Annotated in this window: 12 protein-coding genes; 8 read left to right on the forward strand and 4 right to left on the reverse strand. The window is 72.3% G+C overall.

Annotated features, from left to right (window positions below):
* Positions 1 to 21: 21 nt before the first annotated feature.
* From ACFCZ1_RS20495 to ACFCZ1_RS20510, 4 genes are read right to left on the reverse strand one after another with little or no spacing between them, the layout of a single operon-like run.
* The gene (locus ACFCZ1_RS20495) at positions 22 to 999 is read right to left on the reverse strand and encodes an SPFH domain-containing protein (RefSeq protein ID WP_376679709.1); all 978 of its coding nucleotides are present in this window, start codon (positions 997 to 999) and stop codon (positions 22 to 24) included.
* Positions 1,000 to 1,043: 44 nt separating this feature from the next.
* Complete coding sequence (locus ACFCZ1_RS20500; RefSeq protein ID WP_376679686.1) at positions 1,044 to 1,946, reverse strand: aminoglycoside phosphotransferase family protein; 903 nt, start codon at positions 1,944 to 1,946, stop codon at positions 1,044 to 1,046.
* Positions 1,947 to 1,990: 44 nt separating this feature from the next.
* Positions 1,991 to 2,431: a DUF4439 domain-containing protein gene (locus ACFCZ1_RS20505; RefSeq protein ID WP_376679687.1), complete on the reverse strand. Its 441-nt coding sequence runs from the start codon at positions 2,429 to 2,431 to the stop codon at positions 1,991 to 1,993.
* The gene (locus tag ACFCZ1_RS20510) at positions 2,428 to 3,021 is read right to left on the reverse strand and encodes a hypothetical protein (protein ID WP_376679688.1); all 594 of its coding nucleotides are present in this window, start codon (positions 3,019 to 3,021) and stop codon (positions 2,428 to 2,430) included. Before ACFCZ1_RS20510 ends, ACFCZ1_RS20505 begins: the two co-directional genes overlap by 4 nt.
* Before the next feature lie 114 nt (positions 3,022 to 3,135).
* Here ACFCZ1_RS20510 and rimP point away from each other — a divergent pair, with 114 nt between their 5' ends.
* From rimP to ACFCZ1_RS20550, 8 genes are all read left to right on the forward strand, one after another.
* Positions 3,136 to 3,633, forward strand: a complete 498-nt coding sequence (gene rimP / locus ACFCZ1_RS20515; RefSeq protein WP_376679689.1) for a ribosome maturation factor RimP — start codon at positions 3,136 to 3,138, stop codon at positions 3,631 to 3,633.
* A gap of 2 nt (positions 3,634 to 3,635) precedes the next feature.
* Complete coding sequence (gene nusA, locus ACFCZ1_RS20520; protein WP_376679690.1) at positions 3,636 to 4,634, forward strand: transcription termination factor NusA; 999 nt, start codon at positions 3,636 to 3,638, stop codon at positions 4,632 to 4,634.
* A gap of 147 nt (positions 4,635 to 4,781) precedes the next feature.
* Positions 4,782 to 5,069 (forward strand): YlxR family protein, encoded by a 288-nt coding sequence (locus ACFCZ1_RS20525; protein WP_376679691.1) that lies wholly within the window; start codon positions 4,782 to 4,784, stop codon positions 5,067 to 5,069.
* A 148-nt stretch (positions 5,070 to 5,217) separates the two neighbouring features.
* Positions 5,218 to 8,331: a translation initiation factor IF-2 gene (gene infB / locus ACFCZ1_RS20530; RefSeq protein ID WP_376679692.1), complete on the forward strand. Its 3,114-nt coding sequence runs from the start codon at positions 5,218 to 5,220 to the stop codon at positions 8,329 to 8,331.
* Positions 8,332 to 8,516: 185 nt separating this feature from the next.
* A complete protein-coding gene (locus tag ACFCZ1_RS20535) occupies positions 8,517 to 8,810 on the forward strand; it encodes a DUF503 domain-containing protein (protein ID WP_030651158.1) in 294 nt (97 codons plus the stop codon).
* 40 nt (positions 8,811 to 8,850) lie between these two features.
* On the forward strand, positions 8,851 to 9,303 hold the full coding sequence (gene rbfA, locus ACFCZ1_RS20540; RefSeq protein WP_030298318.1) for a 30S ribosome-binding factor RbfA: 453 nt from the start codon (positions 8,851 to 8,853) through the stop codon (positions 9,301 to 9,303).
* Positions 9,300 to 10,208, forward strand: coding sequence for a tRNA pseudouridine(55) synthase TruB (truB, locus tag ACFCZ1_RS20545; RefSeq protein WP_376679693.1), 909 nt, complete (start codon positions 9,300 to 9,302; stop codon positions 10,206 to 10,208). Before rbfA ends, truB begins: the two co-directional genes overlap by 4 nt.
* A gap of 1,289 nt (positions 10,209 to 11,497) precedes the next feature.
* A complete protein-coding gene (locus ACFCZ1_RS20550) occupies positions 11,498 to 12,454 on the forward strand; it encodes a bifunctional riboflavin kinase/FAD synthetase (protein ID WP_376679694.1) in 957 nt (318 codons plus the stop codon).
* Positions 12,455 to 12,462: the final 8 nt, after the last annotated feature.

Genomic DNA, 12,462 nt, shown 5'->3' on the forward strand with positions numbered 1-12,462 from the left:
GCGGCGCCGCCCGGGCCCCGGCTAGCCGCACGGCTCGTCCGTGCCCGACGGGGGCGGCGGCGAGCCGTCCGGGGGCGGGCCGGGCGCGGGCGGCGGCGAGCCGTCCAGGGACAGCCCGGCGGGCGGGCCGGTCACCGCAGGGGGAGCCTCGGCGTCGTCCAAGGGGGGCGCCGAGGGGGCGGGAGTGACCGGCGCGGGACCGGGGGCGCCCGGGGTCCGGTCCCCCTCCGCGACCGGCGTCGGCGCCGCGCGTTCCAGGAAGCGCAGGAGCTCCACCGGGAACGGGAGCACGAGTGTCGAGTTCTTCTCCGCCGCCACCGCGACCACCGTCTGCAGCAGGCGCAGCTGCAGCGCCGCCGGCTGCTCCGACATGACCTCCGCCGCCTCGGCCAGCTTGTGCGAGGCCTGCAGCTCCGCGTCCGCGTTGATCACACGGGCCCGCCGCTCGCGGTCCGCCTCCGCCTGCCGGGCCATCGACCGCTTCATCGTCTCGGGCAGGGACACGTCCTTGATCTCGACCCGGTCGATCGCCACGCCCCAGCCCACGGCCGGACTGTCGATCATCAGCTCCAGGCCCTGGTTGAGCATCTCCCGGTTCGACAGCAGGTCGTCCAGGTCCGACTTGCCGATGATCGACCGCAGCGAGGTCTGCGCCATCTGCGAGACGGCGAAGCGGTAGTCCTCCACCGCCACGATCGCGTTCGCCGGGTCGACGACCTTGAAGTACACGACCGCGTCCACGCGCACCGTGACGTTGTCCCGCGTGATGCCCTCCTGCGCGGGCACCGGCAGCGTCACGATCTGCATGTTCACTTTTCTGAGCCGGTCGATCCCGGGCACGATCATCGCGAAGCCGGGCGGCCGGACCTCCTGGCGCAGCCTGCCGAAGCGGAAGACCAGGCCGCGCTCGTACTGCTTCACCACCCGGGCCGCGGCGCCCACGTAGACCGCGACGCCCACACCCACGGCGATTGCCGCTGTCAGCAGTTCTTCGACCATGACGGCCCCCTGCCGGACTGACATACCTATCTAAACGGTATGCCCTACAGCCAGGCCGCGAACTCCAGCAGCAGCTCCGCGTCCCGCCGCCGCCCGGCCGCCAGTGCCCGGTTGCCCGACTCCACCGCCCGGAACACCGTCCAGCCCCGCAGCCGCTCCCGGTCCACCTCCAGGGCGTCGGCCAGCTTGTTCACCCGGCGCCGGGCGCCCGCCGCGCCCGCCGAGGTGGCCATCTGGTCCTCCAGCCGGTCCCGGACCAGCCGTGCCAGGTCGTAGGCCCGCTCGCCGACCAGCGGGTCCGGGCCCACCGTCAGCCACGGGGCGCGCTCGCCGGCGAGAACCTTGCCCTGCCGGAAGTTGCCGTGCAGCAGCAGCTCCTCCGGCGGGGCCGCGATCAGCTCGTCGCGCACCGCCAGCGCCGTGTCGGCCAGCGGCCTGACCTCCGCCGGAGCCGCCTTCAGCGCCACCGACTGCTGCCCGGACCGCTCCGCCACCGTCTCCCAGGCATGCCCGGCCGGCGGCGCCACCCACAGCCTGCGCAGCGTGCCGCTGGCCTCCAGCAGCGCCTTCGCCTCCGGCAGCGACCGCAGGGAAACCTCCGGGTGCAGCCGCTCCAGCAGCAGCGCCCCGTCCTCCTCGTGGTGCCGCGAGTCGAGGACCCGTACGGCCCCGAAGCCGCCCCAGTGCGCCAGCGCGGCCAGCTCACGGTCGGGCCGGGCGTGCGGGGGAGCCAGTTTCAGAGCGGCCGGGGTCCCGTCGGCATACCGGACGAGGACGACCAGGCTGCTGCGGCCCCCCGGGGCCTGCACCCGCTGGGCCCGTACCCCACGCCGGTCCAGCGCGGCCTCGGTGATCCGCGGCAACTGGCGCAGCCAGTCCGCGTCCTGCGCCGATTCCGGCATCTCGCCGAGCGCCCGTACAAGCCGCTGCGGCGGTTCGAAAGCCATGCGTGCGTGGTCCCTTTCAGCTGTGCTGGGCCCGTCGTGCCACTTCAGCGCTTTTCCGCGAGCCCAGGGAAGGCTACGCCGACACCACGCCAGCGTGCCGCGCGCACGGCCGCCGCGCTCAGTGCGTCGGCCGCCATGCGGCGCAGCGGACCCTCCGCCGCCCGGACCAGGTCGGAGTAGGCGCCCGCCACCCGGTCCTCGATCTCGGCGGCCAGCCGCTCGGCGTCGGCGGGGGCGCGAACCTCGAACGGCAGGGCGTACGCCGCCTCCGACGGCCGGGGCGCGCCGCCGAGCTCCCGCACCGTGCGGGTGAGGGCGTCGCGCCGCGCGAGGTGGCCGGCGTACGCCTCGCGGGCCTCCGTCGACCGCGCCCCGGCGGTCCGGGCGCCGATCACCCCGTAGGCGTACGCGGCCGCGTGCTCGGCGGCCAGCGCGGCCTGCGCCGCTTCCAGGGCCTGGCCGGCGGTGCTGGGTTCGGGCTTCACGGCTTGGCTCCGGGGGTCGAGGTGAGCAGGTACGCGTGTACGGCGCCGCAGGCGGCCACCGAGGCCAGCAGCCGGGCCAGCTCCCCCGGGGCGCCGGCCAGGTCGATGGTCCGGGCCTCCGACAGGCTGCGCTCGGCGTCCGCGAGGGCGGTCACGGCCTCGGCGGGCGTCGCCGCCACCGGCTCCCCGCTCGGCGCCGGAGCGGCCGCCGCCCCCGTACCGCCGGACGGGGACGCCGAAGCGGACCGGGACGGTGCCCCCGCCGGGGCGGGGGACAGGGCCGCGGCGTGCGCGGCGACCGCGGAGCGCAGCGGGGCGAGCCGCTCGGCCAGGGCCGGATGGGCGACGGCGGTGGCGTCGTAACGTTCCAGCAGCCGCGCACTGTCACGAACGGCCGCTTCCCGCATCCGCTGTTCGAGTGGAATCCCGGAAGCGGTCTCGGGTGAACCGGCGCCGGAGCACCCGCTGAGCAGCGTGGCACCGGCCGCGCCGGCGGCTCCTGCGAGCAGGCTCCGGCGCGAGGGCCTCGGTGGGAGAGTCCAGGGCACGGCGACGTCCTCGGGGGTGATGGCGGGGCAGGGTGTGATCACGGTACCCGGGGCCCCGTCCACAGGGCTGACGGCAACACCCTCCGCGACCGGATACCCTTTGACCTGACACACGACGGAAACCACAACAGCACACGCGGCCGAGGAGTCACCCGGATGAGCACCACCCAGAGCGACAGGCTGCGCGGATTGCTGGAGCCGCTCGTCGCCGCCAAGGGCCTGGACCTCGAAGAGATCGAGACGTCCCGGGCGGGCAAGCGCCGGATGCTGCGCATCATCGTGGACTCCGACGAGGGCGTGGAGCTGGACGCGTGTGCCGAGCTGAGTCGTGAGGTCTCCGACCTGCTCGACGAGACCGACGTCATGGGCGAGGACGAGTACGTCCTCGAGGTGAGCTCGCCGGGCGCCGACCGCCCGCTGACCGAGCACCGTCACTACGTACGGGCGATCGGCCGTCTGGTGAAGTTCCAGCTGACCGAGGGCGGGGAACTGATCGCCCGCGTGTCCGAGGTCGACGACGAGGGACTGGACCTCGAAGTTCCGGGCGTGAAGGGCCGCAAGGCGACCGCCCGCCGTATTGCTTTCACCGACATCGCCAAGGCGCGTGTCGAGATCGAGTTCAGCCGCAAGGACAAGAAGGAAGAGGAGGCGTAGTCGTGGACATCGACATGAGTGCCCTGCGGGGTCTGGTCCGGGAGAAGGAGATCTCCTTCGACCTGCTCGTCGAGGCGATCGAGTCGGCCCTCCTCATCGCGTACCACCGGACCGAGGGGAGCTTCCGCCGCGCCCGCGTCGTGCTGGACCGCACCAACGGTCACGTGGTCGTGTGGGCGACGGAAGACCCGAGGGACCTCGAGGAGGGCCAGGAGCCCAAGGAGTTCGACGACACCCCGTCGGACTTCGGCCGGATCGCCGCGACGACCGCCAAGCAGGTGATCCTGCAGCGTCTGCGCGACGCCGAGGACGACCTGACCTTCGGCGAGTTCGCAGGCCGTGAGGGCGACGTCATCACCGGCGTCGTCCAGCAGGGCAAGGACCCCAAGAACGTCCTCGTCGACATCGGCAAGCTGGAGGCCATCCTGCCCGTGCAGGAGCAGGTCCCCGGTGAGGAGTACACGCACGGTCTGCGCCTGAAGGCGTACGTCGTGCGCGTGGCGAAGGGCGTCCGCGGTCCGTCCGTGACGCTGTCGCGGACCCACCCCAACCTCGTGAAGAAGCTCTTCCAGCTGGAGGTCCCGGAGATCGCCGACGGCAGCGTCGAGATCTCCGCGATCGCCCGTGAGGCGGGTCACCGCACCAAGATCGCCGTTCGGTCCACCCGCTCGGGCCTCAACCCGAAGGGCGCCTGCATCGGCCCGATGGGCAGCCGCGTGCGCAACGTGATGGCCGAGCTGCACGGCGAGAAGATCGACATCGTCGACTGGTCGGACGACCCGGCGGAGATGGTCGCGAACGCGCTGTCACCCGCCCGGGTGAGCCAGGTCGAGGTCGTCGACTGGGACACCCGCTCCGCCCGGGTGACCGTGCCCGACTACCAGCTGTCGCTGGCCATCGGCAAGGAGGGCCAGAACGCCCGCCTCGCCGCACGGCTCACCGGCTGGCGCATCGACATCCGTCCCGACACCGAGCAGCCTTCGGACGGCGGCGGGGAATAAACCGGTACCGCCCGGGGCTACCCGGACGGTAGACACAGACCACGAGGGGCCTTACACCGGCCCTGTGGATCATCACAACACAACAGCCGTTCGATTTTCGCCCGGAACTTGTCGGGGGAGGGTCGGTGCGGGGAGGTAGACTTAGGCGTGTCTGGCCGGACGCAAGCCCGCGCATGCCCCGAACGAACCTGTGTGGGGTGTCGGGAGCGAGCGGCCAAGAGCGATCTGCTGCGGATCGTGGCGATCGAGGACCAATGCGTCCCCGATCATCGCGGTACGCTGCCCGGCCGGGGTGCGTACGTGCACCCTGCCGTGGTCTGCCTCGACCAGGCGGTCCGCCGCCGGGCGTTCCCCCGGGCCCTGCGGTCCGCCGGAGCGCTCGACACGACGGAACTGGGCAATGTCCTGGCCGGTCAGGCCGAGGCGACACCGTAAGACGTAGAACGGCACGGATGCCCCGTGCGGTCAGGTACCTCGCGAGTTGGAAGTAGGTCGAGATTGCGATGAGCACTCGATGAGTACGCGATGAGTACGCCCATGAAGTAGCAACGGTCCGGCGTAACCCGGACCTAAAAGGAGCGAAGTGGCTAAGGTCCGGGTATACGAACTCGCCAAGGAGTTCGGGGTGGAGAGCAAGGTCGTCATGGCCAAGCTCCAAGAACTCGGTGAATTCGTCCGTTCGGCGTCCTCGACGATCGAGGCGCCGGTTGTACGCAAGTTGACTGACGCACTGCAGGGGCCCGGCGGCAACGCCGGCAAGTCCGCTGCGAAGCCCGGCGCGCCCCGCAAGGCCGCGCCCGCCAAGCCCGCAGCGCCCTCCCCGGCCGCTGCGGCACGTCCCGCTGCCCCGAAGCCCGGCGCACCGGTGGCTCCCAAGCCCGCCGCTGCCGAGGCTCCGGCCGTCAGCGCACCGGTGACTCCGGCCGCCTCCGGCCCGCGTCCCGGCCCGAAGGCTCCGGCCGCCCCGAAGCCCGCTCCGGCGGCGCCCGTGGCGACCGAGTTCTCCGCGCCTCCGGCGGCTCCGGCCGCCCCGGCGCGCACCGAGCGTCCCGCCGCGGCCCCCGGTCCCCGTCCGGCGCAGCAGCGTCCGGCGGCCCAGGGTGGCCAGGGCGGTGCCCGTCCGGGTGCCCCGCGTCCGGCCGGCACCACTCCCGGTGCCCAGGCCGCGCGCCCCGGCGGCGCGGCCCCGCGTCCGCAGGGCGCCCGTCCGGCGGGTCCCCGTCCGGGCAACAACCCGTTCACCTCTGGTGGCTCCACCGGTATGGCGCGCCCGCAGGCGCCCCGTCCGGCCGGCGCGCCCCGTCCCGGTGCCCCCGGCGCCGGCGGCGGCCAGGGTGCTCCCCGCCCGCAGGGCGGTCCCGGCGGCGCTCCGCGTCCGCAGGGCCAGGGTGCTGGTCGCCCGACCCCCGGCGGCATGCCCCGTCCGCAGGGCGGCGCCCCGCGTCCGGGCGGTGCCCCCGGCGGTAACCGTCCGAACCCGGGCATGATGCCGCAGCGTCCCGCTGCCGGTGGTCCCGGTCCCCGTCCCGGTGGCGGCCCCGGTGGCCGTGGTCCCGGTGCGGGCGGTCCGCGTCCCGGTGGCGCCGGTCGTCCCGCGGGCGGCGGCTTCGCCGGTCGTCCGGCCGGTCCGGGCTCGCGTCCCGGTGGCGGCGGCGGCTTCGGCGGCCCGCGTCCCGGTGGCGGCGGCTTCGGCGGCGGTCCGGCCGGTGCCGGTGGCGGCGGTCGTCCCGGCTTCGGTGGTCGTCCCGGCGGTCCCGGTGCCCGTGGTGGCACGCAGGGTGCCTTCGGCCGTCCCGGTGGTCCGGCCCGTCGTGGTCGCAAGTCCAAGCGTCAGAGGCGCCAGGAGTACGAGGCCATGCAGGCCCCGTCCGTCGGCGGCGTGATGCTGCCTCGCGGCCAGGGCGAGACCGTTCGCCTGTCGCGCGGTGCCTCCCTCACCGACTTCGCGGAGAAGATCAACGCCAACCCGGCGTCGCTCGTCGCCGTGATGATGAACCTCGGCGAGATGGTCACTGCCACGCAGTCCGTCTCCGACGAGACGCTCGAAATGCTGGCCGGCGAGATGAACTACGTCGTCCAGATCGTCAGCCCGGAGGAAGAGGACCGCGAGCTCCTCGAGGGCTTCGACATCGAGTTCGGCGAGGACGAGGGCGGCGAGGAATACCTCATGCCGCGTCCGCCGGTCGTGACCGTCATGGGTCACGTCGACCACGGTAAGACCCGACTGCTCGACGCCATCCGCAAGACGAACGTCGTTGCGGGCGAGGCCGGCGGCATCACGCAGCACATCGGTGCGTACCAGGTCTCCACCGAGGTGAACGACGAAGAGCGTCGCATCACCTTCATCGACACCCCGGGTCACGAGGCGTTCACCGCCATGCGTGCCCGTGGTGCCAAGTCGACCGACATCGCGATCCTCGTGGTCGCGGCCAACGACGGCGTCATGCCGCAGACGATCGAGGCGCTCAACCACGCCAAGGCCGCCGGCGTCCCGATCGTCGTCGCGGTCAACAAGATCGACGTCGAGGGTGCCGACCCGGTCAAGGTGCGCGGTCAGCTCACCGAGTTCGGTCTGGTCGCCGAGGAGTACGGCGGCGACACGATGTTCGTCGACATCTCCGCCAAGCAGGGTCTGCACATCGACTCCCTGCTCGAGGCCGTCGTCCTCACCGCCGACGCCTCGCTCGACCTCCGCGCCAACCCGGAGCAGGACGCTCAGGGTATTGCGATCGAGTCCCACCTCGACCGCGGCCGCGGTGCCGTTGCCACCGTCCTCGTCCAGCGCGGTACCCTCCGCGTCGGCGACACGATGGTCGTGGGCGACGCCTACGGCCGAGTGCGCGCCATGCTCGACGACAAGGGCAACAACGTCGAGGAAGCGGGTCCGTCGACCCCCGTCCTGGTCCTGGGTCTCACCAACGTCCCCGGCGCCGGCGACAACTTCCTCGTCGTCGACGAGGACCGCACGGCCCGTCAGATCGCCGAGAAGCGTGCGGCGCGTGAGCGCAACGCCAACTTCGCCAAGCGTGTCCGCCGGGTGTCCCTGGAAGACCTCGACTCGGTCCTCAAGGCCGGTCTGGTCCAGGAACTCAACCTCATCATCAAGGGCGACGCGTCCGGTGCGGTCGAGGCTCTCGAGTCCTCGCTGCTCCAGCTCGACGTCGGTGAAGAGGTCGACATCCGCGTCCTGCACCGCGGTGTGGGTGCGGTCACCGAGTCCGACATCTCGCTGGCGATGGGCTCCGACGCCATCGTCATCGGTTACAACGTCCGCGCGGCCGGCCGTGCCGCGCAGATGGCGGACCGCGAGGGCGTCGACGTTCGCTACTACTCGGTGATCTACCAGGCCATCGAGGAGATCGAGGCGGCCCTGAAGGGTCTCCTCAAGCCGGAGTACGAAGAGGTCGAGCTCGGTACGGCGGAGGTCCGCGAGATCTTCCGCTCGTCCAAGCTGGGCAACATCGCCGGTGTCCTCATCCGGTCCGGCGAGGTCAAGCGCAACACCAAGGCGCGGCTCATCCGCGATGGCAAGGTCATCGCGGAGAACCTCACCATCTCCGGTCTGCGCCGCTTCAAGGACGACGTCACCGAGATCCGCGAGGGCTTCGAGGGCGGTATCAACCTCGGTTCCTTCAACGACATCAAGATCGACGACGTCATCGCGACGTACGAGATGCGCGAGAAGCCCCGCGCGTAAGCGCGAGGCGGTTCGCACCGTGTCGTAACTCGTAACACCGGGGCCGGTCGGCGGAATATCCGTCGATCGGCCCCGGCCGTTGCGTGTACGGTTCTGGTGACCCGGCCGCGCGAGCGCCGGGTGATCCTTCCGGGTGACGGCCCGGCAGGCCACCGAACCCGCACCGGCGGGATATCCGGAACTGCATGTACGTGGGGACTCTGTCCTTCGACCTGCTCCTCGGCGACGTCCACTCGCTGAAGGAGAAACGCTCCGTCGTCCGGCCCATCGTCGCCGAGCTCCAACGAAAGTTCTCCGTGAGCGCGGCTGAAGTGGGCGACCAGGACCTGCACCGCAGGGCCCGTATAGGGGTCGCCCTGGTGAGTGGGGACGCGGGGTTCCTCTCGGACGTACTGGACCGCTGCGAGCGGCTGGTTGCGGCGCGTCCTGAAGTGGAGCTGCTGTCCGTACGACGGCGCCTCCACGGTGATGAAGACTGACTTATAGCTTGTCTGCAAGACAGAAGAAGGAGACGGACCAGTGGCCGACAATGCGCGGGCGAAGAAGCTGGCGGACCTCATCCGGGAGGTGGTGGCCGAGAAGCTGCTGCGCGGTGTCAAGGACCCCCGCCTCGGTACGCACGTGACCATCACGGACACCCGGGTCACCGGCGACCTGCGGGAGGCCACGGTCTTCTACACGGTCTACGGCGACGACGAGGACCGGGCCAGCGCGGCAGCGGGCCTGGAGAGCGCCAAGGGCGTACTGCGCTCCGCGGTCGGCCGGGCGGCGGGAACCAAGTTCACGCCCACCCTGACCTTCGTGGCGGACGCCCTCCCGGAGAACGCCAAGACCATCGAGGACCTCCTCGACAAGGCACGCTCCTCCGACGCCCAGGTGCGCGAGGTCTCCTCCGGCGCCCAGTACGCCGGCGACGCCGACCCGTACAAGAAGCCGGGCGAGGACGACGACGAGGACGCAGCCGCGGAATGAGCAGCAACGCAGGGAAGACTCCGGACGGCTTGGTCATCGTCGACAAGCCGTCCGGCTTCACTTCGCACGACGTGGTCGCCAAGATGCGCGGGATGGCCAGGACCCGCCGCGTCGGCCACGCCGGCACGCTGGACCCGATGGCGACGGGCGTGCTGGTCCTGGGCGTCGAGAAGGCCACCAAGCTCCTCGGCCACCTCGCGCTCACGGAGAAGGAGTACCTCGGTACCATCCGCCTCGGTCAGAACACCCTGACGGACGACGCGGAGGGTGAGATCACCTCCTCGGCGGACGCCTCCGCGGTCACCCGCGAGGCCGTGGACGAGGGCATCGCCAAGCTGTCCGGCGAGATCATGCAGGTCCCGTCGAAGGTCAGCGCCATCAAGATCAAGGGCGTGCGCTCCTACAAGCGCGCGCGGGACGGCGAGGACTTCGAGATCCCGGCGCGGCCGGTGACCATCTCGTCGTTCCAGGTGTACGACATGCGGGACGCGGAGGCCGAGGACGGCACCAAGGTCGTCGACCTCGTCGTCTCCGTGGTCTGCTCCAGCGGTACGTACATCCGCGCGCTCGCCCGCGACCTGGGTGCCGACCTGGGCGTCGGCGGCCACCTGACCGCGCTGCGGCGCACCCGGGTGGGGCCGTACAAGATCGACCGGGCGCGCACGCTGGACCAGCTCCAGGAGGAGCTGACCGTCATGCCGATCGGCGAGGCGGCGGCCGCCGCGTTCCCGCGCTGGGACCTGGACGCCCGGCGAGCCTCGCTGCTCGCCAACGGCGTGCGGATCGACATGCCGGAGGAGTACCAGGCCGGCCGGACCGTCGCCGTCTTCGGGCCGCAGGGGAACCTTCTCGGGCTCGTGGAGAGCAAGGGCGGCAAGGCGAAGGCCCTCGCGGTCTTCGCCTGACCACGCGTTGCCGGTGCCGTCCGGCGGCCCCGTCCGGCCGACGCTCCGCGTCCGGAGCCCGCCGACGTGGAGCGGTGAGCGCACGTGCTGTGCGGCTCACCGCTCCACGACCCCCCTCGGGTAGGTCTCTATCCACCCGGACCCTCGAATTCACCCGTCCGGGCAGGCGCTCGGAGTGAATGGAGGGAGCACAAGGGGGCGCGTTCGCCTCGCGTGCTTCCCGTGCTGATCTTCACCTGCCTACCGTCGTGAGCACGGGGCGTTGCGGGGGAGTGGTGTGGCCATGGCGGAGCTCGTCACCCGCTGCGATCCGGCAGGGCGGGCGCGCGGGGCGCGCGGCAGCGGATTCACCGCCGACGACCGCGGGACGGTGATCACCAGTCACCAGTCACCAGTCACCAGTCACCAGTCACCAATCACGAGTCACGAGTCACGAGGCCGGGGGCTCGCGCCGGCACTCGCACGGACCGACGGGCTCGAGGGGCGGCCGCTGCCGGTGGCCGTGCGCGCGGCGATCGCTCCGGGCGCGTACATGCGGCTGCCCGCGCGGGGAGGGCGGCAGGCGCGGGTCTGGGACGCGCGGCGGTCAGCCACCCGGCCACGGACCGGCTGCACGCCGTTCCCGCGAGTTCGGCGGTCGAGCCGGCGATCGGTACGGACGGGCGGGACGCGCTGAGCCTGGGTGGGGAGGCCTGCGGGGGTCCGGTCCTCGACACGCGCACCGGAGCGGTGCTCGCGGTACCGGGCACCGCTCTGCACGCGGAACACCGCTCCGGCGGCTTCGCGGTGGCCCTGCGGGCGCGGCCGGAGCCGACCCGGGCCGGCCCGCTCGCCCCACTGCTGGAACGCAACGCCGCGGCCCTGCCCGCGTACGGACCGGATCTGAACCCGGCCGGGGTCGCTGGCCCCCGCGGCCGGGGTCGCCGGCCGGTCCGGCGGACCGTGCGCGGGAGCTGCCGCGGCGCACCGGGCGGCAGTTGCGCGCGGCTCCGGGCGGGTCGGCGGTGTTCGAGCGGCGGACGGAGCCGGTCCGGCCCGTCCTCCGGCGGGCTCGTGGCGCGCCGGCCGGCCCGGGCGCAAAGGGGAGGCGGCGGCCCTGCCGGGCCCGAGCGCGCGACGGACGGTGGAGACCTTCGGCAGGCAGGCCGCGGACGTGACGTGGCGAGATGGGCCGGCGGCCGTCCGACGCAGATGCCGATGCGGGGCACCGGGCACCGGCATGGCAGTCTTAGACCTGTAATCGGCAATCATTACAAGGCCTAAACGGGTTCGGGCGAGGAGCGGTCACAGTGCAGCGCTGGCGTGGCTTGGAGGACATCCCCCAGGACTGGGGACGCAGCGTCGTCACCATCGGCTCCTACGACGGCGTGCACCGCGGTCATCAGCTGATCATCGGACGGGCCGTGGCCAGGGCGCGCGCGCTCGGCGTCCCGTCCGTCGTCGTCACCTTCAGCCCCCACCCCAGCGAGGTCGTCCGCCCGGGGAGCCACCCGCCGATCCTGGCGCCGTACGACCGGCGCGCCGAGCTGATGGCCGGGCTGGGTGTGGACGCGCTGCTGATCCTGCCCTTCACGGCCGAGTTCTCGCAGCTGTCCCCGGCCGACTTCATCGTGAAGGTGCTGGTCGACAAGTTGCACGCGCGGTCCGTCATCGAGGGCCCGAACTTCCGCTTCGGCCACCGGGCCGCCGGGAACGTCGACTTCCTTCGCGAGCTGGGTTCCACGTACGACTACGAGGTCGACGTCGTGGACCTGGTCGAGCGGGGCGAGGCGGGCGGCGGGGTGCCGTTCTCCTCGACGCTGGCGCGCAGGCTGGTCGCCGAGGGCGACATGGCGGGCGCGGCCGAGATCCTGGGGCGGCCGCACCGGGTCGAGGGCGTCGTGGTGCGCGGTGCGCAGCGCGGGCGTGAACTCGGCTATCCGACGGCGAACGTCGAGACCCAGCCGCACACGGCGATCCCGGCGGACGGGGTGTACGCGGGCTGGCTGACGGCCGACGGCGAGCGGATGCCCGCGGCGATCTCGGTCGGGACGAACGTGCAGTTCGACGCGACCGAGCGGACCGTGGAGGCGTACGCGATCGACCGGATCGGGCTGGACCTGTATGGGAAGCACGTGGCCGTCGACTTCCTCGCGTACGTGCGGGGGATGGCGAAGTTCGATTCGCTGGACGGGCTGCTGGAAGCGATCGCGGACGACGTGAAGCGGGCGCGGGTGCAGACGGACGCCTACGACGCGCATCGCTGACGGACGAA

Source organism: Streptomyces sp. NPDC056224 (assembly GCF_042267665.1).
Taxonomy (GTDB): domain Bacteria; phylum Actinomycetota; class Actinomycetes; order Streptomycetales; family Streptomycetaceae; genus Streptomyces.

Excerpts from the sequence above, each read along its gene's own strand:
- ACFCZ1_RS20535 (WP_030651158.1), top strand. The coding sequence starts at position 8,517 with ATGTACGTGGGGACTCTGTCCTTCGACCTGCTCCTCGGCGACGTCCAC.
- ACFCZ1_RS20495 (WP_376679709.1), bottom strand. The coding sequence starts at position 999 with ATGGTCGAAGAACTGCTGACAGCGGCAATCGCCGTGGGTGTGGGCGTC.
- truB (WP_376679693.1), top strand. The coding sequence starts at position 9,300 with ATGAGCAGCAACGCAGGGAAGACTCCGGACGGCTTGGTCATCGTCGAC.
- ACFCZ1_RS20500 (WP_376679686.1), bottom strand. The coding sequence starts at position 1,946 with ATGGCTTTCGAACCGCCGCAGCGGCTTGTACGGGCGCTCGGCGAGATG.
- rimP (WP_376679689.1), top strand. The coding sequence starts at position 3,136 with ATGAGCACCACCCAGAGCGACAGGCTGCGCGGATTGCTGGAGCCGCTC.